Origin of the sequence: Pseudoalteromonas sp. CO109Y, assembly GCF_004208935.1 — a bacterium.
GTDB lineage: Bacteria > Pseudomonadota > Gammaproteobacteria > Enterobacterales > Alteromonadaceae > Pseudoalteromonas > Pseudoalteromonas shioyasakiensis.
The window spans coordinates 137731-162960 of record NZ_SGPD01000011.1 but is presented as its reverse complement, the minus strand read 5'-3'; the positions used below and the strand labels follow the sequence as shown (position 1 = coordinate 162960).

Sequence of the window (25230 nt, the reverse complement as noted above, 5' to 3'; positions counted from 1 at the left end):
GTTTTAGCACTAGTTTCTTATGGTTATACTACTAAGGCTTTGCTTATAATTTATATTACACATATAGACAGGAAGGGGTAAAAACCCTTTTTTGTTATGAGGTTAGGATATATGATTAAAGGACATAATGTCAGAGCAGAAAAAAATAAGACTGATGATTCAAAAAATTTTTACTGGGCTAATTATAAAAACAGTCAATAGATTTCCAAATGTATTCCACGAATTATACGATGAATTAATATGGAATGAATCCCAAGAAGTAGATGGTTTGAAGCACGCAAGCTTATTTGAAGGGGAATCTAAATGGAAAAAAATAACAGTAACAATGCAGATAGAAAATGATGAATTGGTATGTATTAGTAAGTCATTAGGCAAAAGCTTTACAGATAAATACAACCTAAACTTTGAATCCTCATATGTAAAAGAAAGTTGTGAAACAAAGGTAATAGTTGTACAAGATTTAAAAAACAGTAAAAGTAGATATTTTGATAAAGTAAAAATTTCAACTACAAAGTTAAACTATGGCCTAGTTTTCATTCACTTTGAATTCTATCTAAAAAATGAAGTAAATCGTCTTATAAACAATATTGATGTTTCTCAAATGAAAGGTGTTCAGAACTTTCAAATCAGAAGATTTAAAAGAGATTTTTGTTGTTATGTAGATTTTTTATCAAATGAAGCAATGGCACACAGAAAAATTAGAGAAAATATATTTAATGTTATTGATGAATGCAAACAGTCTTTTATTAGAATTTGTAAGTCTACAGGGGTTTCAAACAAGAATAGAAAAATAGTAACTACAACTGAATTTTTTTTTGACTCAATAAGTAACATTCAAAAAAAAGAAAACATTTCTAAAAAAAATACCTTTTTATTAAAAGAACAACACTACATAAAACGTAAAGGTAATCTACTACTTCAAAATACATATGAACTACCAGCGTTTGCAATTTCTAAGAATATTGATGACTGTTTTCTAAAGCTGGAGGATGATGAGAATTCTGAAAATTACCAAGAAATAGTAGCAATATGCCAAATTTATAGAGATGAATTTATAAAGAAACGTTCAAAAATAAATGAACTTTTACATAAGAATGTAAAAATAGATGAAATTTATGATGATTTATTATTAGGTTCTGAAAAGCTTGTGAAGTTAATTGAGATTAATGAAACTATCAAAAATAAAGTAGAGCTACTAAGTCACAGTAGGATGAAAAATAATCTTCTTAAATTCCTCAACGAAATTAAAGGGGAAACATTACACTTACAGAGTGTAGTTGATAAAAGAATAAAAACGTCAAATAGCCTTTTTCAACTTAGTAATATTAAATCAACAAAGAAACTTTCTTGGCTTGTAATTATTATGACGGCATTACAATTAGTTATAGCATTATTAAATTACTCGGAGAGTTTTAATGAGCTTTATAAAAAAACTATGCTTTGGATTGGATAAATACGTATCTAATAAAAAAACGATATAGTTATAACCATATCGTTCTTATAACTTGAAAACTTTTTAACTCCCTGTTTTGTGAGATAATTCACCTATAATATCTAATAGCTTATCCTGAAGATCAAATAGATATTTATCATGAGGTGTAAGCAATAGATTATCCTCCCTAGAAATTCTACATTCTGACCACGGGCCAGTAAGCGGCATATAGCCGCGATACATAATTTCAACTAGTTTTTCTATCGGCTTAGTTGCTTTGTTAACTGGGGGGAGGGGATGACAGTCAATGCAAATCGATAAGCTTACTTTTCATTGTCATTGTGCAAAGTGGTGGCGCGTTCGCCACCGTTACCGCAGTGAAAACAGATATTACTTGGATAAAACAGGTAATTAAAAAACACGGTGAAGATATTACGAAACTACAGGATAAATTATGATAGCGACATTAGGTAAGTAATTAGCAGCCAAATTGCTAACCGAAGCATTTATAAAACGAATCTGTTTAGCTACGGCTAAGCACTTAGCAAGCAAGTCAGAAAACAAGCTTGATGATGAAATAGTTAGTGCATTAGCAGAAGCGTTAGAATAATTATGAAGCTGCTTTAAGCAGCTTCAAATTAAAGTAGAATATATTTTTCGACTAGTAACATAGTTACAGCCTTTAATACCTTCAATAACTCTTCTTGTGAAATCATTCGGAAAATAGAATTCACACTGTAAGGGGGTTGAACCTCTTGACTTAAGAAGGTTTCAGTTCGATATGATGTTGAATCTGTCGTATATCTCACCATCTAATGTGGGAGCATCTTTAAGATCAGACCTCATACAATTAAGTACTTCATTAAAGTTTTTAAATTTTGACTCAAACTTCTGTAATTCATTTTTTATTTCAGACTCCCAATCAGAGACTACTTGATTATTAATTATTGGGTTTAATTTAAAAAACGCCATCCTAAGTCCAACATTTTCAAGTGGTTCAATAAATCTATGCTCCAATAAATTTCTTAGACCATCATTATCGGTTTCAATAGGATAGGGTTTGATTGATAGCTCTTTCAATATTACTCTTGAATTAGGATCAATAAATGGTTTATATCGGTTGTAACTTTCTAAGAAATCTTTTTTTTGTTTTTCTAACTTGAGTGTTTGAGCTTTTTTGGTTTTTCTTTTCTTGTTCATATCAATAAAAAAATACAATAATTCAACAAGTAAAAAAGCAAGTGAAGCTGAAACAGCAAACACAATGGTGTTTAAGATTGAAGTATCTATCTCCTTATCTACTTTTATATAAAATACAAAAGCTATTAAGAAAATACTCATCAATAACAACTTAAGGGCAGTCTTTATTCCTGTAAGTGCTGATAAGAGTTTTAAAATAGTATCTGTGAAGTCTGACAAACGAATTTCCTTATTTAACAAATCTAAATTAACAGAACAATTAAAGTGTTATGAGAGATATTTCTCTCATAACTACGTTTATGCTCTTTTTTTATCTCCATACTTTAACACAATATCTTTTAAAGCAAGCTGATCACTCATTTTGATTAAGTCATTGCCAATGATATTCAGCGTCTAGCTTACTTAAATCAAATCGTACAGCTATCTAATTTGAGCTTGAAGGGCATCTACGTGGCTTTCGTTATTACGAACAGCTTGTTGTAAAAATTAATCATAGTTAATGAACTTAAAGCCATAATGGTTACAGGAAGTGAAACCAAAATTGCTTTTATATTTTTGGGAAGCCGTACAAGAAAGGCATTTCAAATCTAAGACTGTAAAAAGTCATCGTTGTAGTCTTATTGTAATGAAGTAAGGCGTGTTGAAAATTTACAAAGTAAAAATGAGAACTTCATAAAAAGCTAAAAACCGTGAAAACCCAAATTAAGCAAAAAAGGGGCTAAAAAACCTTAAAATCTAACGACTAATGAACCTGCTTATAAAGATAAATAACTAATTTAACATAATATAAATTATAGGAAGTTAACTATCTATACATAGCTATACCTATTCTCTGCGCATGTTAAGTCCAATACTAGACGGTATCGGACATTAAGGTGGTGTTTTATCATATTATTCATTTTATTAGTGTATGTTTCTTGAGCTTAGTTATCTCATGACTTATATTAAAACTATCAACTTGAGATGTAACGATAAGATGTAAACGATATGGAATTTGTGAAGCCGTTAGAACCTATTCTGATAATCGATGATATGCAAGATATCCGCGACTATCTAAATCAAATTTTAACTGGTCTTGGTTTTGACGATATTTTAGAAAGTCGAGATTTTGAATCAGCTAAAACCGTTATTGAAGAAAAGTCGCCTAACGTAATCTTTCTTGATATTGAACTACCTAATACTGACGGTACGGAAATTCTTGAATACTTAAATGACCGCCATCCTCATACTCATGTTGTTATGTGCTCTGGCCATAATAGTCTTGAGAATGTGCAAAACACCTGGGAATTAGGTGCAAAAGGTTTTATCGCCAAACCATTCAACGCAAAAAAAGTCGACTCTGTTATGAAACGTCTAGAATTGATGGAAACCATAACAAATTAAGTAGTTTATGAATTCGACAATCCAACTCATTATAGACGACCTATCAACGGTCATTTTTGGTAAGCAACAACAAATCAAACTCGCCCTTACGTGTTTATTTAGTGAAGGCCACCTGTTAATTGAAGATTTACCAGGCATGGGAAAAACCACTTTATCTCATGCACTTGCCGCAGTTCTTGGCTTGTCATATCAACGCATTCAATTCACTAGCGATTTATTACCTTCTGACATTCTTGGTACAAATATCTTTGATGCTAAAGAACATAGTTTTTCTTTTCATCAAGGTCCGGTATTTAGCCAAGTTGTTTTAGGTGATGAAATTAACCGTGCAGGTCCTAAAACACAAAGTGCACTGTTAGAAGCAATGGAAGAAAAACAAGTTACGGTAGATTCGGTTAAACACGCCCTACCATCACCATTTTTTGTGATTGCTACGCAAAACCCAGTGCATCAATCTGGCACTTATCCGTTACCAGAGTCGCAATTAGACCGCTTTTTCATGCGTATTAGTTTAGGCTTTCCAGATAAACAAGCTGAGAAAAACCTCATTTTAGGCCTAAACAACCGTAATTATGACGACTTGCCTGTTCGTATTAATCCTGAGCAACTTGCTGTTATTCAAAAAGAAATTAACAAAGTAACGATCAGCAACTCGGTGGTTGATTATATCCTTGAGCTAGTTGCGTTTACTCGCCAAGATAACCATTTTGTAAACCCACTATCTCCAAGAGCCAGCATTGCGCTTGCCCGAGCTGCAAAGTCATGGGCGTATATTGAAGGTCGTGATTTTGTAATGCCTGAAGATGTACAAGCGGTTTTCCCAAGCGTGACTGATCACAGGCTTGGCTTAAACGCTGGTGACAGTGGCTATGCACTTAAACATGTACCTGTAAGCTTATAAAACATGTTTAAGCGCCCTGCTTTTATTGATCAATTTCGTCAGTTAGTTTTTAATAAGTTATTAAAAAATAAGCATAAAACCAACGAAATTGAGCTTCAACATAAAACGATTTATGTATTACCCTCAAAACTTGGTGGGCAGTTTTTACTAATTGCATTACTGAACTTTGTGATGGGCATTAACTATCAAAACAACCTGATTTTAGCCATGGCGTATTTAATGGTGGTTGTTTTGGTGTTTGCGATACTCACCGGCTATAAAAATGTGCGAGGTTTGTCGGTTAAATACCAGTCAGTAAACGAAAGTTATGCGCCAAAAGCCCCTATTGCGCGTTTTCAAATTCAAGCACAATCATACTGTGAACTTATAAAACTGATTAATGACAACCTTGAATCTGAAACTGTGTCACTGCAAAGTAAAGATAAAAAGACCGTTGAAATAGCGCTCAAATGCAGTGAACGTGGTGCATATGGCTTTGATAGAATCAAAATCATTAGTCATTTTCCATTTGGTTTGGTGTCTGTGTGGAGTTATATAAAGCCAACCGAAACGGTTTATGTTTACCCTCAGCCTATCGCCACTGATAAGCTTGATACTCAGCTCCATGACAATGACGAACACGACGGCGATAACGCACAAGTTAAAGCCGGTAATGATGACTTTTATCAGCTTGCTCCTTTTGTGCAAGGTACAGCGCTTAATAAGGTATCGTGGAAACACTACGCTAAAACTCAGCAGCTATTAACGAAAGAATTTACCAGTGACGCATCACAGGAATTAGCACTTAATTTCAATATGTTGAGTGGCAATAATGAGCATAGATTAAGCCAGTTATGTTTTTTGGTGAACCAATTAACCGACCAACAAATGGCGTTTTCGTTAACCTTACCCAATAAACACATTGCGAAAGGCCAAGGGATCAACCATCAAAAAGCCTGCTTGCAAGCATTAGCGGAGTTTTAATTATGAATACACCGCTTATAAATACCGTTTTATCACTGCTGTTTATTGTTACCAGTGGCTTTTTATTTACTGAAGTGCCTACTCCATTCTTAGCCATATTGGCTGGCCTTAGCTTTTTAAACCTGTTTTTAGGTAAGTTTTATAAAAAACTAAATGGATTGGTGGCGAATATTTTGGCTGCGGTTAGCTTAGTTGCCTTATTTGTTCTGGTCGGCGTGAGCGATACGGTCAAGTTATTTGTATCCATGATGCTACTTGCTAGCAGTTTTAAATTGCTACAAGCGAAAACCGTTAAACAGTATCAAACCGTTTGTTTACTAGTATTTTTTAACCTTTCAACGGTGTATTTGTTTCATCAAGGGTTATTTGAAACCTTGGTAGTCAGTGTACTTTACATTGTTAACTTCGCGGTACTTGGCTATTTAACTAGCCCGCAAAGCTTTAAGGCCGCTAACAAACAAAGTTTTAAAACCATACTACTAGCCTTACCCATAGCGGCGTTTTTGATTTTATTTTTACCTAAAATTCCAGCGTTTTGGCAGCTACCGGGGCCAAAGCTTGCTAAGACGGGTTTATCAGAGCAAGTTAACCCCTTTTCTATTGCGAAATTAGCGGAATCTGATGACTTAGTTTTTCGGGTAGAACAACAGCCAGGGCAAACCTTACAAGCCCCCTATTACTGGCGCAGCCTTATTCATGATGAGTTTAATGGTAGTGAATGGCTAATATCGGACATTTTGAAGTCTCAACAATTTAACCCAATTCGCCGTACAATTACTCAAAGTAATAGCGTTAATTATCAGGTTATTGCAGAGCCCTCATCATCAAACTGGCTGTTTGGGCTTGGCTTTGCGCAAAGTGCTAATTCTGATGTGCACTCAACCTACAATGGCTTGTTAAAACGTAAAGGTAACTTAAACAAAAACATTAAATACGCGGTAACTAGTAGTGAGGCTAAGCTGAGCCTAAATGACTTTGAAAAACGCTTATATACCCGCTTACCGAAAACAACTAATCCGCAAACGACGGCACTGGCAAACGAGCTGGCTGCTGAGCATGAAAATGCGCAAGCTTACTTTAACGCGTTGCTTGATTACTTTAATCAGCAGCAGTTTGCTTACACATTAACTCCTACACCCATGAATGGTGATAATACGCTAGACCAGTTTGTGTTTGATACCAAACGTGGCTTTTGTGGTCACTATGCCAGCACCGCTGCATTTATGTTTCGTGTAGCCGGTTACCCTGCCCGTGTTGTGTCTGGTTATTTAGGCGGAGAACAAACTAAAGCCGCTACGCTGAACATTTACCAATATGATGCCCATGCATGGGTTGAAGTGTTCTTTGATGAAAAATGGCACATATTTGATGCTACCGCTGTTGTTGCCCCGGAACGTTTAAACGGTTCGTTATCACAACTGGGTGATTTAAACGAAAGCTTTAACGATAATCTTAACTTTGGTCTAAAACGCTGGAGCCATTTTAAAGCAATAAACTGGCTTAGAATTCATCTTGAAGAACTCGACTATAAATGGACTAACTGGGTGCTTACGTTCGACCAAGAATCACAACAAAGTCTATTTGATTCACTTTTTGGTAATAAGTCAGCATGGCTAACACCTTTAATTGTGTTAGGTACATTATTACTGAGCTTTACTGGCTATTTCTTATATAACAAACGCCCTATTCGAAGTAGAGAGCCGCTGGTTGATGACATCACTAAGCTTTACCTGTGGGCAAAAAAGCAAGGCATTGAGCCAGTTGATACCAACACGCCACTACAAAATATTGCTTTAATTAAACAGCAAAAGCCTAGATCAGAGGCATATTTAAGTGAGTTTGAGCAAATAATCATCGAAGTACGTTATCAACAGCAATCATATAACCAAAATCGCAAAAACCGCGTACGAGTTCTGTTAAACTCTCTCAAAACAGCCAAATAGAGAACAATATGAATGCAGTAATTGTCGGCGTTATGTTGATGCTGATCCTGACACTTTGTCGAATTAATGTCATTGTGGCGATGACGGTAAGCGCAATTGTAGCGGGTTTGACCGCAGGCCTTGGTTTATCACAAACCGTTAATGCATTTAATGATGGCTTATCGGGCGGCGCTGAAATAGCACTGAGCTATGCGATGTTAGGTGCATTTGCGGTGGCTATTTCTAAGTCAGGTTTAACACGTATTTTAGCGTCTAAGTTACTAAAGCAAGTGAACGAGAATAGCCATAAAGGCGAAACAACGCTTAGTTATCTTATATTAAGTATTATTTTACTGTGTGCGATTTCATCACAAAATTTGATACCCGTACATATCGCTTTTATACCAATTCTAATTCCGCCTCTACTTGTGGTGTTTAACAAGTTACGCCTTGATAGACGTGCCATTGCGTGTATCTTAACCTTCGGCTTAGCCACCTCTTACATGGTGCTACCTTATGGTTTTGGTGGCATTTACTTATACTCGATACTACACAAGAACCTCACTGAAAATGGCCTAGAAATTGTTAATACTCAAGTGCCGATGGCAATGATCATTCCAGCCATTGGGATGTTATTTGGTTTATTGGTTGCGGTGTTTATATCTTATCGAAAACGCCGTAGTTACGAGTCTCACAGCCTAACAGAGCAACAGCAAGAGGTTGTAATTGAGCAGCCTAAAAAGGTGTTAGCAGTGGGAATTACCGCCGTACTTTGTTCATTAGTGGCACAAAATATTAGCGGCTCTATGATCCTAGGTGGTCTTGTTGGGGTAGCTATATTTACCTTATTTGGTGTTGTAAAACTTGAGCAAAACGGCGATGTATTTAGCAAAGGCATTGCTATGATGGCGATGATTGGCTTTATTATGATTTCGGCGCAAGGCTTTGCTTCGGTGATGAAAGCAACGGGTGATGTTGCTTCATTAGTTAGCTCTGCTGCAGGAATGATTGAGGGTAACAAGCCACTTGCCGCAGCATTAATTTTACTCGTTGGCTTATTGATCACCATGGGCATTGGTAGCTCGTTTTCGACAGTGCCAATTATAGCCACCCTGTTTGTACCACTTTGTATGGAATTAAACTTTTCGGTCATGGCCACAGCTGCACTGGTTGGCACTGCTGGTGCGCTAGGTGATGCAGGCTCCCCTGCCTCTGACTCAACACTTGGCCCAACATCTGGCCTAAATGCAGATGGTCAACACGACCATATTTGGAATTCAGTGGTGCCTACTTTCATCCATTTTAATATTCCGCTACTTGTTGCTGGCTGGGTTGCGGCAATGGTGTTGTAGAGTCGAGTTACTTTTTGTTAAAAGCCCCATTTGGGGCTTTTTTATTGGCTAAACAAAATACGCAGTGCGCGGTTTAGATCATGAAAGCGAATGGGTTTTGTCAGCACTTTGTTCATCCCTGCTTCTAAGCAAGTGGCTTTATCTTGATGAGATGCATTAGCTGTTAAGGCGACAATGGGTAAAGTCATTTTTAATTCTTCACGCATGTATTTAGTTGCTGTAATACCATCCATCACTGGCATCATCATATCCATCAAAACTAAATCAAAGCTTTGCTGTTGTACTTTATCAATTGCTTGTTGGCCATTATCTGCAAGGGTGACATGGTGATTGAGCTTTTCTAAAAAGGTTTTTATAAGTACTTGGTTGGTTTTGTTATCTTCTGTAACAAGAATAGCCATTGGCTCAAGAGTTTGCTCATGTTCAATAGCTTGCTGATCATCGGCGACGATAGAGTATGGTATGTAAATATTAAACTTAGTACCAATATTGATTGCACTTGCCACTCTTATCTCGCCTTTCATTAAATCAACTAGGCTTTTGGTAATGCTAAGCCCAAGGCCAATCCCTTCTACTTGTCGATTTACACCGTAATCATGCTGTTTAAAGGCATCGTAAATGCTGGCTATTTGAGATTGAGAGATCCCCTGACCAGTATCTGCTATCTCAAATAACAAATGGGTGTCATTAAAATCGGCTCTGAAATTGACAGTGCCTACTTTGGTAAACTTAAAGGCATTATCTAAAATATTAAACAGAATTTGCCCGACCCGAACCCCATCGATATTAATTTTGTTTGGTAAGCCATCGCTTATCTCTGTGGTAAATAATACATTAGAGCCTTGAGTGGTTTCTTGAAACTGTGCAGTAATATTTTTAACCAGCGCATTTATATCTGTTGCTTTAACATCAAGCTCCATCGAGCCACTTTCAATTTTTGAAAAATCCAGTACATCACTGATCAAATCAAGTAATAAGTCAGCGCTTGAGTTTGCGTAATCGAGCCAACGTGTTTGCTTGTCATTAAGTTCTGAATCGGCTAACAACTCCAACATGCCTACAATGGCGTTCATAGGTGTTCTGATCTCATGAGACATCACCGTTAAAAACTGAGACTTTGCTTGGTTTGCTTCTTCGGCTTTTTCTTTTGCTAATTGTAGTGCTTGCTCGCGGTCTTTATTTACAGTGATATCTTTGGCAATACCTAAATAACCGCGAAATTTCCCGCTTGAATCAAATTGTGGCTTACCACTCAAAGAGACCCAGGCCGGAGGCGACGAATTAACTTCAAATTCAAAATCTAAAAATTCAGCATGATCTGCCAGCAAGTGTTTAAAGTGTGACCATTTTTTTAACTGATTTTTTTCCTGCTCAGTGATGATGGCATCGAAATTTTTATGTAAAAAATGGCGCTTGTATAAGTTACTGTGGCTGGCGGTAGTTAAAACATTAATAAAGTGCTCATCTTTATTAGTACGCCAAAACCATTCGCTGGCGAAGTCTCTGAATAACTCAGATAACTCGCCTAGTCTTGTTAGTAAAGAGGTTGAGTGAAACTTTTGCCTGTTAAGCCTTGTTTGCGCAGCTAATTGAACCGCTACTTGCTGTAATAAGATTTTAATTGCGGTTTGTGATTTATCATTAAAACTAGCCTGCTCTTTTATATCGAAAAAGACCAAACACTGCGTTGTGTGTTCAGAGATATCAACATGAAAAATTAGATTATTTACGAACTCATTACTATAAAACAGTGAGTTATCTTCATTAAATAACCACTGTGACTGCGCTTGTTGTAACTTTGACTTTAATATTGTTTCGTCAAATTCAATGTACTTAATAGTACGCATTTCGAGGGATGCTTTTGAATCTTCGAAGTTTATTAAGCAAAACTCTTTAAACGAAAAATATGGCAGAAGCACTTTTTCAAGTTGAGCTTTTAATGCACGGCTATCGTTTATGCCATGAAATGCCGTTAGCTCAAGTTGTAATTGCTCTAAGTTTAACTCTGCCATTGCCATTCCTAGTTAATATTGCATCGCATATTGCAAATATAGAAAACAGTTCTCAGTTTAGCCATAAAAATATCAAAATAAATTATTTAAATTTCATTGTGTTATATAAATCCGAACACTTGGTACGGCCCATGCTAACTAAATATTAATCAAGTTTAACCAAGGTGACTGTTATGAAAATAGTATGCATAGGCGGCGGACACGGTTTATCCCATATGTTAAGTGCAATTAGACCTCACTGCGCCGAACTGACAGCTATCGTTGCAACCACAGACAACGGCGGAAGCACAGGTAAATTACGTAAAAGCCAAGATGTAGTAGCCCTTGGTGATATTAGACGTTGTTGTTTGCAATTAGCTGATAGTGACTCATTAATCCATCAAGTTTTTCACCACCGTTTTGATGGTGGTGAACTTAATGGTCACAGCCTTGGTAATTTAGCCTTATTAAGCTTAACCCAACAAACTAACTCAGCAACTCAAGCGGTTGCATGGTTCAATGCCATGTTGGGTAATTCAGAAACGATTCTACCTATGTCAGACGAACCGACTGATTTACTAGCGGTTATGTCATCAGGCATCAAAGTATTTGGTGAATGCGATATTGATTCACAAGAAGAGCTCCCAGACTATTTAACGCTCTCACAAGATGTGAATGCTGCTCCTGGTGTGGTTCAAGCTATTGAAAGCGCCGATATGCTAATAATTGGCCCTGGAAGTTTAATTACCAGTGTAATGCCTGCCATGTTAGTTGAAGACATAGCTAAAGCGGTGCAACAAACATCAGCATGCCGATTATTTATCGAAAATATTGCCAAAGAAGCCAGCGTAATTAAATCGCTCGATATGCAACCGGTTGATTGGCTCGAAGGCATGCTTGGTTACCGGTTTTGTGACATGAGTATCTCTTTAGATGCGCTTAGTGAAATTGTGTCTCACTTTGACGATGTTGTTAAATCGCCAAACCAGCAGCACGACATTGAGCAGCTAAGTAATGTATTTGGCGAAATATTAAAAATGCCGTTAAGCCTAGAAGCTGAGCAACTAGTCAGTAGCAATCAAACTTTGCGCGTGAGTTAGCGTTTGTGCAAATTGGTCTTGCAGTAAGGCTATTAAGCTTTGTAATTCATCGTCATATTGTGATGTCTTCGCTTTTTGCTCAATTTGTTCTGCAAGGCCGCCTACGGCTAATGCCCCGTAACTACGGCTACTGCTTTTTAAACTGTGGGCATTTATTTCGATTTCGGACTGTTTCGTTGCGTCAGCAAGATCTGCAACGATTTGGCGGGACTCAGTGATATATACCTGCAAAAGTTGTTTTGCTAGGTCGTCACCAACATCCTGTTGTAATTGCGTAAAGGTCGCAGTATCTATCATGGTCTCACCTTGGAGTGAATATGAAATATAGTGTTATTTTATTCGTAGATTCAAGCTTAATTGGTGGCATCGAAAGCCATTTGATTGCCATGAGTAAGCTATTAGAACGATATAATATTATGAGCTCGGTACTATTTTATCAAGATCATAATAACCGTGAATTATATAAGCGCTTAGAAAATGCAAATATCACTTTCGGTTTTGCTGGCGGAAATTTAAAAAGCTTGAACGAAATACTAAAAATGTTTCCTCGCTCAGCGTTACTCCATACCCATGGGTACAAGGCAAGTATCATGGGCAAGTTAGTGTGTCGCTGGCAAAACCGCCCTTGTATTTCAACTTATCATGCTGGAGAAGCAGGCACGGGTAAGGTTTATTTTTACAATAAGCTCGACAAATTGCTAAGTTACTTTTCACTTAACTTTGCTGTTTCTAGCAAACTCACCGAAGAGCTTTACAATGCTGAATTACTTGAAAATTTTATTCAAGTAAATGAGCCTACTAAAGTTTTAGGTCTAAAAAATAATGATCAATTAAACGTTGGATTTGTTGGTCGTTTATCCCATGAAAAAGGCCCTGACATTTTTATTGAAACAGCCAAACGATTCAACACACCTAACTTAAAATTTCATATGTTTGGTGATGGCCCTATGGTCAATGAGCTTGATTTGTCAGCGGTGAGTTATCATGGCCAGTGTGAGCAACAACAAATATGGCAACAACTTGATGTATTGGTGATCTGCTCTCGGGCTGAAGGTCTACCTATGGTGGCATTAGAAGCAATGGCACACGGGGTACTCGTTATTGCATCGCCTGTTGGTCAGTTACCACAGATAATTAATCACCTATCAAATGGGTTAATGATGACTGAAAGTACAAGCGATGCTTTGCATAAACAGCTAAACAACGTACTTATGTTGAGTGTTGATCAAAGAAATTACATGCTAGGCAATGCACAAAGACTTGTTAAACAACGTTTTTCTGGAGAGCAGCAATTTAAGCAGCTAGATAGAGTCTATAACTCTAGCTTACTTGCATCTCTTCCCAGCTTTTAATTTTACGATAAATCGTAGATGGACTCACATCCAAAAGAGCGGCAGCTTTAGGAATATTGTTATCACAAGCATCAATGGCTTGCTCAATATAACGTTTTTCTACCAACCAAAGCGGTTCAATATCGGCTTGAGAAAATGCTGTTGCAACTTCGCTGATAACAGGAGCTGCTTCCATTGATGGCGATGTAAAGCTTTGTGACGGCATCACCTCTGGGGTTACAGTATTAACAGTTGCTGCTACTGGTTGTGATTGATTTTGTGCATTTGGTAATGCTGGGATCATGCTCGCTTCAATATAAGCTTCATCATGCAAAACGAGAATGTTACGTATGGTGTTTTCTAATTGGCGAACATTACCAGGCCAGCCATAACTCAAAAATAGATTTTTAACGCCTTCTGACATGCCTTTGTATGCACGGCCTTCTTCTTTACTTATTTTTTTAAATAATGCATCGGCAATTTCGATCACATCTTTGCCACGCTGATTCAACGGCGGTAAGGCAATTGGGATAACATGTAGGCGATAATATAAGTCTTCACGAAAACGGCCTTCTTGCACTTCTAATAATGGGTCGCGGTTGGTGGCGCATACAAAGCGTACATCCACTTTAACTTCTTTTTCGCTGCCTACTTGCTGGTAACAACCGGTTTGTATAAAGCGCAGTAGTTTACTTTGCAGATTGACGTCCATTTCACATAGTTCATCTAAAAACAACGTACCACCATCAGCTTGGCCAGCCGCCCCTTCACGATTGGCAATCGCGCCAGTGAACGCCCCTTTTAAGTGACCGAATATTTCACTTTCGATTAGATCTTTTGGTATTGCTGCACAGTTAAGGGCTACAAATGGTTTATTCGCACGCGGTGACGCTAAATGTACCGCACGGGCACAGAGCTCTTTACCTGTCCCGCTTTCACCGGTAATGAACACGGTGGCCTTACTTGCTGATGCTGATTTTATTATTTGGTAAACAGATTGCATTTCTGATGAGCTACCAATCAAATCATAGTATTTACCGTTCTCGTAAGTTGTTTGATAGCTTTTGACTGTTTGTTTTAAATCTTTAAGTTTTAATGCGTTGTTTACTGTAATGCGAAAACGATCGGCTTCGATTGGTTTTTCTAGAAAGTCACTGGCACCGAGTTTGATGGCTTTTATTGCCATTTCTTTAGTGGCATGCCCTGTTAAAACAATCACTTGTGGAGCTGTATCTGGGTCTAAAGAGGATAAAATATCTAGCCCGTTCATATCTGGCAGCATAACATCTAAAATCACTAAGTCAGGCTCAAACTCCTGTAATGCAAAGACAGCTTGCTCACCATTGTAGGCAATGCGTGTTTCGACCCCGGTTGGGATCAAATATGATTGGTACATCAGCGCTAGCGATTCTGTATCTTCAACAATGAGTATTTTAGGTGGCATTACAGACTTCCTTTATTATCGTTTTATGCTGAGATAAAGTGATTATTTAACAGTTCCTTATTAGTAGCTTAGTGCGTATTTGACCGGTTTGTAAACTCAAACTTTAGTGTTTATTGATCACAATTAACGAGGCATCGTCTATTTCAGCAGTTAACTCAACTTGGCTTGCCTGCCAAAGTGCATAAGCAAACTCCTCACTTTGCACATTTTCGTCAGTTAATTTAGTAATAATTTGGTCAACATCGCTTAATTGCTGATTATCAAGCCAACCATCGGTGAACAATAAAATGTGTTCAACGTCTTTTAAGTCATAACTATAATGTTGATAAACATGATCATCACTAAGGCCAAGCAAGGGATCAGTGCCGCTTAGCTGGATCAATTTACCATTTTTGGTTATCACACAGGGGGCTGGATGACCTGCGTTAAACCAATGAAGTATGTTATTTTCAATAAAACTTATTAGTAAAGTGACTAAACTAGTTTTACATAACCGCTGTTCATACAGGGCTTGGTTCAAGGTTGTTAAAACGTTTTGTATCGGGATTTCTGTCGCTAAACAGCCACTTAAAAAGCCCTTTATGGCAAAACTTTCTTTTAGTGCTGTTATACCGTGCCCCATCATATCGCCAATGATCACGGGCGCTTGCTGCTGGTGGGGATACATACAAAAATCCCCACCATTTTGGCTTATAATAGAGCCAAAATTATAGGCATTAAACTCCCCTATTTTTTGCCTTGTTTGCATACGCTCTTCGTTAATTAAATACTTTAATGCAGAAAAACGATGCACAATGCGTTCAATACTTTGCAATAAGCGAGTTTTGCTTACGGGTTTTACTAAATAATCATCAACCCCTAGAAGGTTTATACGTTTTATAAGTTCATCACTGTCATCACCTGTCAGCATAACCACAGATAAATTAGTTTTTAGGTTAGATTGATTAAGCTTTTTAAGTAAAGGCTCACTGGTGCCATTTTTAAGTTTATGATCAAGCAATAAAATTGTTGCCCCAGAGGTTAGGATTTCTTGCCAACCAGATTCACTGTCCTCACAGCAAATAACCTGAAAATGCTCAGATAAATATGCATTCAGTAAAGCAAGTTGTGCCTTATCATCGTCTATGTAAATAAGCGTGGGTCGTTTATCTATATTGGTTAAACAAAAAGAGAATGTATTCTGTTGGCCAACAGTTTTATAACAAGCGTTTGGAAAGTAATGCTTGATGAGCGCCACCCCCATGCCACCTTCCACTAACTCGCCACTGTCTAATTGCCACCCTGATGCTTGTTGATTAAATAAATCATAGCTTGGCATGCTGTCTTTAAATTCTATTAGCAGCTGTTTATCGGGCAGTTTATGCATAGCAAACTGCACATGCATTGACGTTTCTTGGCTATGGCGTAACAGATTAGTTAGGTACTCGGTTGCTACTAACCCTGCTGCATCAATATCTTGATTTTTAACACTAATCGCTGTTAAAACATGTTTTAAAATATGACGAATCTCACTAACTGTAGGCCAGTCTAAACTAAATGATTTTTGATATAAGCAGTCCATTCAGATTCTCAATAAGGTAAAAACAACCAACGCTGTTTAATAACTTTGTTTAATAAGTACTCTGTGAGTTTAGGCCATTTTGGTTGAAACGCTTTGAGCGTTTTCACGATGCGGCTACCCAATGGAGCAAACTGATGCTGAGCGACAACAATTTTTACGTTATTAACGCCTGCGTGTTCTAGATTTGCCATACCGTGACATAGAGCTTCTTCGTCGTTATAACCAAGTGATACCGTTAAAAATGTCAGTTCGGTACATAAACTAAGCGCATGCAGCGGTACATTGCCCCGATTACATTTAAGAGCTGGGCTCATATCTAAAAAAATATAGTCATACTCTTGTTTTATGCGTTCTATTGCATCATTTAGTACGCTTTTATTTTTCACCGATTCAAGCTCTTTAAGGTGCGCCATGGTGAGCAAGTCTACCTGTTCAGTATTGATGATATTAAGCTGACACGAAATATCGCTGAAGCACCAAGACTCTGGTTTTTTTGGTTCATCAAACTTAAATGGATTTAACGGATTTAAGTCGATAATTAGCACTTTGGCAGCTTGCAAACTTAAGCGCTGTGCAACACTAGCACAAAGTGATGTAGAGCCTTCGTTGCCGGTTAACGAAATAAAGCAGATGCAACGGGCTTTACTGTTATCTATTTCGTTACACACGGCTTCAAGTTCTTGGTATTGCGCTGGTATTAGTTTCATAAGCCCACCACTAAAGCTACAACAGTAATAAAGTCTAAGAAGTTTGATTTAAACTGGCTCATTAAATCTTGGCCTTTGTCTGGTACATACAAAGTATCGCCAGCACGTAACACAGGGATATACGCTGAGTTAGGGTTTTTAACGAATTCTTCTAAATCAAATACACGAGACTGTTCTTTACAGCATGAATGATTGACCACCACGATTTTGTCGATAAGCGCTGAGCTTGATGGGCCGCCCGCTTCTGCTAATACGTCAAGTACCGTCATAGTGTCATCAAAGCTGTAACGACCTGGCTTTTCAACAGCACCCATGATGCGAACTACCTGCTCTTTTGGCGTTCGTAACCAGTCTTTATCTTTTTCTGGGATATAGATAGTATCGCCCGGTAAAACATGTGGAAATAAGGTTTCATCACCGGTTTCAAAATACAGTGCAAGGTTTAATTTACTGACTCTTGCTGCATTGCCGTTACGATGTGTAATACGAATATTGCGTAAATCGGCGTTATCTGTAGGGCCATCAGCAGCGGCTAAAATGTCGATAAAGTGCATATTAGTATTAAATGCATAGCGACCTGGTGAGCCCACTTGCCCCATAATGTAAATAGACTTGCTTGATTCTTGACGGATCCATTGAGATTTATTGTCTGCAGGGTCAACTGGTAACTCTTCAACAATAATGGTATCGCCAGCCATTAAATTTGGCAGTTCATATTTGCCCGAATCATTAATAGTGTATTGCTCTAAATCGAAACGTTTGGTCACCTCACCGTTTCTTACAATTTTAATATCATTGATATTGGCACCCTTAGTTGGGCCGCCGGCATGGGCAAGTAAATCAGTAAAGTCCATTTCAGGGCTCCACTCATAACGACCCGGAGATAAAATGGCACCAATAATTTTGATGGCACGTTTTGGCGGTACTTTTAACCAGCTTTTTTCGTTTTGATCGGTTTTCTCTGGTACAAAAATCACATCGCCTGGGTTAAGGCTTGGCACTTTTACTGTGACTATGCCTTCGCTGTAACCTTGTAAGTCAAATAAGATGCTTTCGCCTGCTGGAGTTAAGATCTTAATCTGACGAGTTTCTGCAAAACGGGTTGGGCCACCTGCATTAGCCAGAATATCTAAAAAGCTTGTGCTTTCGCCTGCTTCATAAGCGCCCGGCTTTTGCACTTCTCCCATGATATAAACTGTTCTTGAAGTGGTATTTACATCATCAACCATGATAGGCACATAAATAGTAGAACCCGCTTTTAGCTCAGGCATAGTGTCGTTATTAGGTTTATCTAAATACGCTTTTAAATCGAACACGACTGGGGTTTTATCTACGATAACACGAATTTTGGTTACATCTGCATAGCGGGTTACACCCTCAGCACGCATTAGCGCATCAAGTACACTCATGTTTTCTTTAAATGAAAAGCTACCAGGGTTGTGCACCTCACCAAGCAAAGTAATAGCGCTGTTATCACTTGCATCACCTGATGCACTTAAGGTTTGTGCATCAAAGTCAATTTGTACGTTACCTAACAGCGGAGACACTGGCACAAAGACTGTGTCAGCGCTTTGTAATGCTGGTAATAAGTCAATGTTGCCTGAATCTAAGTAGGCTTTATAGTTAAACTCAATCATCTCGGTGCCACGGCGAATTTGTAAACGGTCTAATTGAGCGCCTGGTTTTAAGCCGCCTGCACGGGCGATGACCATTTGAATGTTGCCATCTTTAGGAATACTTACTTGTGATGGGTCGTTCACATAGCCCATCACATTGATAAAAATATCTCGTGAATGAATTTCGACATAAAAGTCATCCATCGCCACATACATTTCACTTAATGCTGTGCGTAGCTGGCTTTGCACATCATCTAGCTGTAAGCCTGCTACTTTAAAACGACCTAGCTCTGGTAAGGTAATAGCACCTTCTTTATCAACTTCAAACGGTTCGCTAAATTCAGCTTCGCCTGGTAGGTATAAGTAAAGTTTATTACCGACTTCAATCTCTTCTGCGAAAGTAGGTAATGCGAATATAAGTAAGCAAAGTAAGATTAACTGTTTCATGTTATTGCTCCTTAGGACCATTTAAGATTTTGGTCCAGCTGGATAATGCATGTTTTTGTTTAGTGGCTTTATCGTCACTCATGTCGATAATAATTGCCTCTACTCGTCTATCTGAATGACGTTTTGAGCGTGAGTCAGGTTCGTCGCTGTACGGTGTTAAACTACCTTGCGTTAAGGTTGTTATTGTTGCTGGGTTTACACCATAAATACCTAGCCAGTGTTTTACTGTTTCGGCACGCTTAAGTGCTAACTCATAATTGTTTTGTTGCTGACCACTAATGTCGGCATGACCAACAAGCAGTAAGTTAACCTCATCAACTTGTTTAATTAAGTCAGCCGCTTGTGCTAAACGTGTGATGTATTTAGGAGTAACCTGAAAATCATTCAGTGAGAACTGGTTATCACTATTTAAAAGCTCAGTGATCTGGTCTTTAAGAGATGCTGTCATGTTTTTTTCAGTATCAGTAACACCTGCACATTGGCTCATCGCATTAACAGTTTCAAAGTGCTTCGCAAGCTGATTTAAACCGTGATAGTGAATCAGTAAATCATGCTCAGCATCAGACCACATTTGCGCTGCTATTAGACGTCTTATACGGTTTTCGTATATTTGTGCTTTTAGCAGTTGTGCTGGCATACATTGCTGTATCCCTTGTGCTTTTAATAAATCTAACTTTAAAACATGATGTTCAAATTCGCTTAGCACCACGGTTTCTTGTGTGTCGTAAATCATCTCGTGTTGTTCATCAGTAAGCGGATAATTTTGATATTTTTCAGCCCAGCCTCCTTGCCCCTCATCAGGCCAAGAAGCACATCCACCAAGCGTTAGCAAAATGATTGTAAATAGTATGTGCTTCATAAATCACCTCACGCGATATCAGCTTGTTCGATAAATGGAATCGTCTTATCAACTCTTAATAGACTCATTAGTTTGTGTGGTTGCCCAGACACATTAAGCAGTGATAATTTTTGCCCTTTTTTCTCGATGCGTTTGTATAGGAACACCATGGCACCAATGCCAGATGAATCAATAAACGTAGTAGAGCTAAAATCGAGTACCACACTTTGCTGTTTGCCATGTGCAACTTCTTCAAACTGATCTTTAAAGCCATCGACGGCTAGACCAGAAAAGTCACTAGGTAGTGAAATTAGTTTGGTATCGTTAGAAAATGATGTGTTGTTAGCCATGATCTTCACCTTAGTTAAATTGGTTAGTCATAGTAACTAGTACAACTAAAATGCCAGTTTATAAGGTGTTGAAATTTAAAGGCTAAATGATGGGGTGATGCATAATGCAATTAACTTTTTGCTGTTAATTTGCATTATGCAACGTGATTTGCTTAATTCATTTTGCAAAATGGAGGTGGTTTACTGCCCTTTACCGGTAAAAACGACCTGTAATGTTTTAATCACAATTGAAAACTCAAGCTTCGCCCAAGCACGCGGTGATGACATACTCAGTGAATAGGCGTAATCCCAGCCAATTTTACTTCGTGCATCATCTATGGTTTCATCGTAGCCATTCATCACTTGAGCAAGGCCAGAAATACCTGGTTTAACACCGTAAGTACGTTGGCAAAAATAAGGGATGTCTTTTTCTAATTTACCATAAAACACAGGACGCTCTGGTCTTGGACCAATTAGCGACATCTCGCCTTTAAGCACATTAATTAATTGCGGAAGTTCGTCAATTCGTGTTTTACGCATAAAGCGCCCTACTGCCGTTATTCTTGGGTCATCTTTACTGGCCCACACAGCACCAGAACGCGACTCAGCATCAACCACCATAGAGCGAAACTTATAAACATAAAATAACTCAACGAAGTCATCTGAGCTTTCACCCACTCTAAGTTGCTTAAAGATGATAGGACCTTTAGATGTAAGCTTTATAGCCAGCGCTGCAATTAAACAAACAGGCCAAACTAGACTTAACGCAAATAAGGCACCTGCAATATCTAAGCTTCGTTTGATGACTTTAATAACAGACTTGGTTTGTGCTTTACTCGCAGATTTTACACGTTGCCAAGGAGTGTCAAAGTAACCTTGTTCATAACGAATGATCCCCCAAAGTGCTAAAAAGTAGCTGTTTAAGATGTAATTAACTTTATCGACGATAGGAATACGTTTTTTAAAGGCGAATATAGTTTTAACCGCTTGCACTGTATGAAGCGATAAAATGCCTGTAGCAATCAATTGTGACCATACAGATTGCGTGACGATAACTTCTATAAATACACAAGCATAAATACAGGCTAAAATAATTGGCATAATCCCACGTAATACTTTGTGCGAGAAAAAGTTCATACATGTCCACCCTAAACGCGGGTTAAGTAATAAAAGCAGCGCTTTTATTTGTTGCCAATTACCAGCACCTAACCTTACACGACGTTTATAATCTTCACTTTGCTCATCGCATTCTCGCTCGTAAATGACAACGTCTTCATCAACAACAGCTTTCCCGCCTTTGCTTAAAGCTTTCATTGATAGCACGAAGTCGTCGTTAATCGTGTTTTTCTCTAATTCATTTGCATACTCAGCGCGCATGGCAAACATTGCCCCTGGTACGCCAATCACAGCGCCAAGGTTTGACTCTGATTTTTTCACTTGGTTTTGGTACTGCCAGTAGGCTTTTTGCGCATCTGGTGCATTTTCATCTAAGGTGTAAACACCTGTCGAAATTGCCACTTGCGGATCACTAAATTGCTTAGCTACTTTGTTTAATGTATCAATGCTCAATAAAGCACTAACATCAGTGAACAGTAAAATATCATTGTGATATTTCGCCATCCCCATCAAGGTATTTAACCCTTGTACTTTCCCTTGGTTTTCATCACGATGGTGAAAATAGCACTGCACGCCTTGCTTATGTAATACCTGCTGTGCTTTAAGAGCTTGTTGATAGCTTTTATCGGTGCAACCATCAAAATAAACATGAATAGAATAATGATGAGTGTCATATACTAGTGATGCTAGGTTATAAAGCTTTTCTGCAATATGCTGTTGTTCATTGTAAGCACACATCAAAACAGCAATATTCGGTGTGTAGTTGTTATCAAAAACGGTTTGCTTGCTTGGTTTTTGCTTTTTGCCTGCAACACACTTTAGTAATAATGGGTAGCCAATATGATGATATGCAGCAATACACATTAAAATGATAAATAATGTAGTAAAAATAGTCATGGTTGGCTCCTACACTGCTAATGCAGAATATAAATTGTCGTATTTACTACTCATGGTTCTTGCATCAGCGACTGCAATTGCATGATGACGAATGCAAAGACCATGTGGCAGTTTACATGCTCTCAAAATAGCCGGTGCAAGCTTGTTAAACTCGTTCAACGATACAAGCTCACCTTCGTTATCGGTGACAACTTCATGAATTCCACCTACATCAGACGCTACAACTGGAATACCACATGCCATGGCTTCAATAATCGATAATGGCAAACCTTCACGCTGTGAATACAAACACATCACGTCGATACTCGAATAAAAGGCTCGCATATCGTGAACGTTGCCTAAAAAGTGCACACGCTCGTTAAGCCCTAAATTACGTACCAAATTCATTAAAATGACTTTTTGATCGCCATCTCCAGCAAACACCATATGGTAATCTTCAGGTAAGTAATGCAATGCATGAATAAGATCTTTGTGTCCTTTTCCTGCAATTAACCTTGCAGCACAGCCAACTAGCTTAACTTTGTGGGGTAAATTGAGCTGATTTCTGGCGGTTGATTGATTAATTGCGACAAAATTATCACAATCTATACCATTTAAAATGGTGCGCTCAGGAATGATTGCTGTTTTAGCTCTAAATTCATCGGCAACAATTCGTGCATCTGCGACCCAATAAATATTCGTTAATGAGTTAAGTAACTTAGTGAAAGTACATTGTTTAACGTTATTTAAATACCAGGCATCATGAATTGTTGATATATGACGAACCGTATCACCGGTCAACGCACAAGCAAGGCCTGCATAAATAACAGGGCCAACATGATGACTGTGAATAATATCGATATCATGCTCTTTTATTAATGCCTTTATCTTTGCGATAACAGAAATACTCACGCCTGGTTTTTTGTTTAAACAAATCACTCGATGGCTATATTGTTCAAGCTCTGGCCATTGCTCAAACGCAGATTGTCTGTCTCCTTCAAGAGAAACAATTATACTCGAGCTACTAAATTGACTGTTTTTGAGTAAAGTAATTGCCATTTTTTCTAGGCCACCTACTTGTAGGTGTTGAACTAAGTGCATGACATTCATGATTTATCTCCTTCAATATTACCGAAGTTAGTTTCGGCATTGACGATAGGAAGTACTGTTACCACCTCTGCGCTGGTAAGTTTTTCGATGGTTTTAATATCTTTTAAGTGACTATCACAAAGTGCAGCAACAAATACGCTTGCACTACCTGTGAAAATCCCAAGCACAATGCCAACGATAACGGTCATCAGCATTGAGGTATTGATAGGTTGTGTTGGGCTATAAGCTCGCTCGATAGTTTTAACTTTGTCTGGTCCTTCGTATTTAACTAATTTGCCCGTAACTTTGGCCATTTCGTAACGACTCAGCATGTCTTTATAAAGTGACTGTTTAACATCGTAATCACGCTCTAGTTTACGTAATTGTTTTTCTACATCACTGGTTACTAACAGACGTTCACTGACAAGCTGCACTTGCTCTTCGAGCATTGCAAATTCTTGTTCTTGCTGAAGTAAATTATTACGGGCCTCTTCAAGCGCAAGAAGTTGTGAAACTAAAACGCTGCTCTCTTTACCATCACCAGACGGAAGCGTATTAACCATTTGCCATAACTGATCAAGATCCGTTGTGTTTAGCTCTTCACTAGATTCTAACAGCGCCTGTTGGCGACTTTTTAAGTTTGCCAGTGTGCGCTTTTTCTCGATAATCTTGCTATGTTTATCGGTATAGCGTGTTCTCAAAAGACTTAACTCTGATTCAGTACGAATTATCTTTTCTTCTAAATTGCCTAAAATTGGATTGGCTTGCCCTACTTTACTCACTAAGGCATTCAGTTTTGCTTTAGCCCCTGAAAGAGCAATCAGCTTTTGTTGTTTTTCACTTAGTAAGCTGTCGAAGGTTTGGCGATTACTATGTAATACATCGGGTAAGGTATTACGATTTTTGGTTTTAAAATCAGCCAGTGCTTCTTCAGATAATTCAAGTTCTTCGCGTAAACTATCAAGCTGTTTAAAGAAAAACTGCTCAGAAGTATCAAGTGACGCCTTTGTAGGTGCTAATAAACGTTCAATAAATTTTTCTACCACCTTTTCAAGCACTGGCTTCATTTGTGATTGGTCATGCCAAATAAAGTTTATACGTACCAGCTCATCACCAATTAACGAAAGTGATAACGCTTTAGATAGTTTTTGATGGATTTCTTCAACTTGTTTTGGCGTAGCATCTTCAGCTATTAATTGGGTTTCTTTTGCTACTGCAATAAGTACCTTACGGCTGATAACTAAGGTACGCAGTGCTGCCATACGATCAGAAAGTTGAAACGAAAAAGACAGATCATCTAAGTAAGGATTAAGTAGTGCAGACTCTTCGATTAAGATGGTTGCGTGATTGGTATATTGTTTTTGCGCAGATAAACCAAGTGCAATGACGACGATTGGCACAATGCAAAACGGAATAATAAAGAGCTTAATACGCGTGTAAAGCGCATAAAGCCCTAAATAAATTAACCGTTTGATCTGCTCTTTAACTAACATACTTTACCTTTTGCTTTGCATTTTGCGAAATTGCTCGGTTTTAATTTGCAAATTGATAAAAACAACCGAGATTTCTATAGATAGTTAGTTAATTGCAGTTAGTGAGCCAAAATGAAAAAAGCCGCATCTTGTAGCGATA

Annotated in this window: 20 protein-coding genes; 8 read left to right on the top strand and 12 right to left on the bottom strand. The window is 38.1% G+C overall.

Going from position 1 to position 25230, the window contains the following annotated elements:
* Window positions 1–127: 127 nt before the first annotated feature.
* Window positions 128–1453, top strand: a complete 1326-nt coding sequence (locus EXT43_RS03540; protein ID WP_130166336.1) for a hypothetical protein — start codon at window positions 128–130, stop codon at window positions 1451–1453.
* A gap of 750 nt (window positions 1454–2203) precedes the next feature.
* Here EXT43_RS03540 and EXT43_RS03535 read toward each other — a convergent pair.
* Window positions 2204–2851 carry a hypothetical protein gene (locus EXT43_RS03535; protein WP_130166335.1) on the bottom strand — a complete coding sequence of 216 codons (648 nt, stop codon included), beginning with the start codon at window positions 2849–2851 and terminating at the stop codon, window positions 2204–2206.
* Window positions 2852–3619: 768 nt separating this feature from the next.
* On the opposite strand from EXT43_RS03535, the gene EXT43_RS03530 reads away from it, so the two are divergent.
* The 5 genes from EXT43_RS03530 to EXT43_RS03510 are packed head-to-tail and all read left to right on the top strand — an operon-like array spanning window position 3620 to window position 9153.
* A complete protein-coding gene (locus EXT43_RS03530) occupies window positions 3620–4015 on the top strand; it encodes a response regulator (protein WP_054553848.1) in 396 nt (131 codons plus the stop codon).
* Window positions 4016–4022: 7 nt separating this feature from the next.
* Window positions 4023–4916, top strand: a complete 894-nt coding sequence (locus tag EXT43_RS03525) for a MoxR family ATPase (RefSeq protein WP_062564391.1) — start codon at window positions 4023–4025, stop codon at window positions 4914–4916.
* A gap of 3 nt (window positions 4917–4919) precedes the next feature.
* On the top strand, window positions 4920–5879 hold the full coding sequence (locus tag EXT43_RS03520) for a DUF58 domain-containing protein (protein ID WP_130166334.1): 960 nt from the start codon (window positions 4920–4922) through the stop codon (window positions 5877–5879).
* A 2-nt stretch (window positions 5880–5881) separates the two neighbouring features.
* Window positions 5882–7822, top strand: coding sequence for a DUF3488 and transglutaminase-like domain-containing protein (locus tag EXT43_RS03515; protein ID WP_062564393.1), 1941 nt, complete (start codon window positions 5882–5884; stop codon window positions 7820–7822).
* A gap of 8 nt (window positions 7823–7830) precedes the next feature.
* Window positions 7831–9153, top strand: coding sequence for a Na+/H+ antiporter family protein (locus tag EXT43_RS03510; protein WP_062564394.1), 1323 nt, complete (start codon window positions 7831–7833; stop codon window positions 9151–9153).
* 41 nt (window positions 9154–9194) lie between these two features.
* On the opposite strand, the gene EXT43_RS03505 is transcribed toward EXT43_RS03510, so the two are convergent.
* Window positions 9195–11165, bottom strand: a complete 1971-nt coding sequence (locus EXT43_RS03505) for a response regulator (RefSeq protein WP_062564395.1) — start codon at window positions 11163–11165, stop codon at window positions 9195–9197.
* A gap of 173 nt (window positions 11166–11338) precedes the next feature.
* On the opposite strand from EXT43_RS03505, the gene yvcK reads away from it, so the two are divergent.
* A complete protein-coding gene (gene yvcK, locus EXT43_RS03500; protein WP_063529898.1) occupies window positions 11339–12244 on the top strand; it encodes a uridine diphosphate-N-acetylglucosamine-binding protein YvcK in 906 nt (301 codons plus the stop codon).
* Here the strand turns inward: yvcK and EXT43_RS03495 are convergent.
* Window positions 12209–12541 (bottom strand): Hpt domain-containing protein, encoded by a 333-nt coding sequence (locus EXT43_RS03495; protein WP_062564397.1) that lies wholly within the window; start codon window positions 12539–12541, stop codon window positions 12209–12211. The two genes, yvcK and EXT43_RS03495, sit on opposite strands and share 36 nt — an antisense overlap.
* A gap of 20 nt (window positions 12542–12561) precedes the next feature.
* Here EXT43_RS03495 and EXT43_RS03490 point away from each other — a divergent pair, with 20 nt between their 5' ends.
* Window positions 12562–13596: a glycosyltransferase family 4 protein gene (locus EXT43_RS03490; RefSeq protein ID WP_062564398.1), complete on the top strand. Its 1035-nt coding sequence runs from the start codon at window positions 12562–12564 to the stop codon at window positions 13594–13596.
* On the opposite strand, the gene EXT43_RS03485 is transcribed toward EXT43_RS03490, so the two are convergent.
* The 9 genes from EXT43_RS03485 to EXT43_RS03445 all read right to left on the bottom strand — a co-directional run bounded on the left by EXT43_RS03485 (window position 13565) and on the right by EXT43_RS03445 (window position 25091).
* Window positions 13565–15019: a sigma-54 dependent transcriptional regulator gene (locus tag EXT43_RS03485; protein WP_062564399.1), complete on the bottom strand. Its 1455-nt coding sequence runs from the start codon at window positions 15017–15019 to the stop codon at window positions 13565–13567. The two genes, EXT43_RS03490 and EXT43_RS03485, sit on opposite strands and share 32 nt — an antisense overlap.
* 103 nt (window positions 15020–15122) lie before the next feature.
* Window positions 15123–16580 carry a SpoIIE family protein phosphatase gene (locus EXT43_RS03480; protein WP_062564400.1) on the bottom strand — a complete coding sequence of 486 codons (1458 nt, stop codon included), beginning with the start codon at window positions 16578–16580 and terminating at the stop codon, window positions 15123–15125.
* Window positions 16581–16588: 8 nt separating this feature from the next.
* Window positions 16589–17287: a cellulose synthase operon protein YhjQ/BcsQ gene (locus tag EXT43_RS03475; protein WP_054561487.1), complete on the bottom strand. Its 699-nt coding sequence runs from the start codon at window positions 17285–17287 to the stop codon at window positions 16589–16591.
* On the bottom strand, window positions 17284–19350 hold the full coding sequence (locus EXT43_RS03470) for an SLBB domain-containing protein (protein WP_062564401.1): 2067 nt from the start codon (window positions 19348–19350) through the stop codon (window positions 17284–17286). The genes EXT43_RS03475 and EXT43_RS03470 overlap by 4 nt, the downstream gene beginning before the upstream one ends.
* A gap of 1 nt (window position 19351) precedes the next feature.
* The gene (locus EXT43_RS03465; protein ID WP_054561489.1) at window positions 19352–20209 is read right to left on the bottom strand and encodes an OmpA family protein; all 858 of its coding nucleotides are present in this window, start codon (window positions 20207–20209) and stop codon (window positions 19352–19354) included.
* Window positions 20210–20217: 8 nt separating this feature from the next.
* Complete coding sequence (locus EXT43_RS03460) at window positions 20218–20538, bottom strand: STAS domain-containing protein (protein ID WP_054561490.1); 321 nt, start codon at window positions 20536–20538, stop codon at window positions 20218–20220.
* A gap of 180 nt (window positions 20539–20718) precedes the next feature.
* Complete coding sequence (locus EXT43_RS03455; protein WP_062564402.1) at window positions 20719–22530, bottom strand: sugar transferase; 1812 nt, start codon at window positions 22528–22530, stop codon at window positions 20719–20721.
* Between the two features lie 9 nt (window positions 22531–22539).
* Window positions 22540–23619 (bottom strand): glycosyltransferase, encoded by a 1080-nt coding sequence (locus EXT43_RS03450; RefSeq protein WP_062564403.1) that lies wholly within the window; start codon window positions 23617–23619, stop codon window positions 22540–22542.
* The gene (locus EXT43_RS03445; protein ID WP_062564404.1) at window positions 23616–25091 is read right to left on the bottom strand and encodes a GNVR domain-containing protein; all 1476 of its coding nucleotides are present in this window, start codon (window positions 25089–25091) and stop codon (window positions 23616–23618) included. Before EXT43_RS03445 ends, EXT43_RS03450 begins: the two co-directional genes overlap by 4 nt.
* Between the last annotated feature and the right edge of the window lie 139 nt (window positions 25092–25230).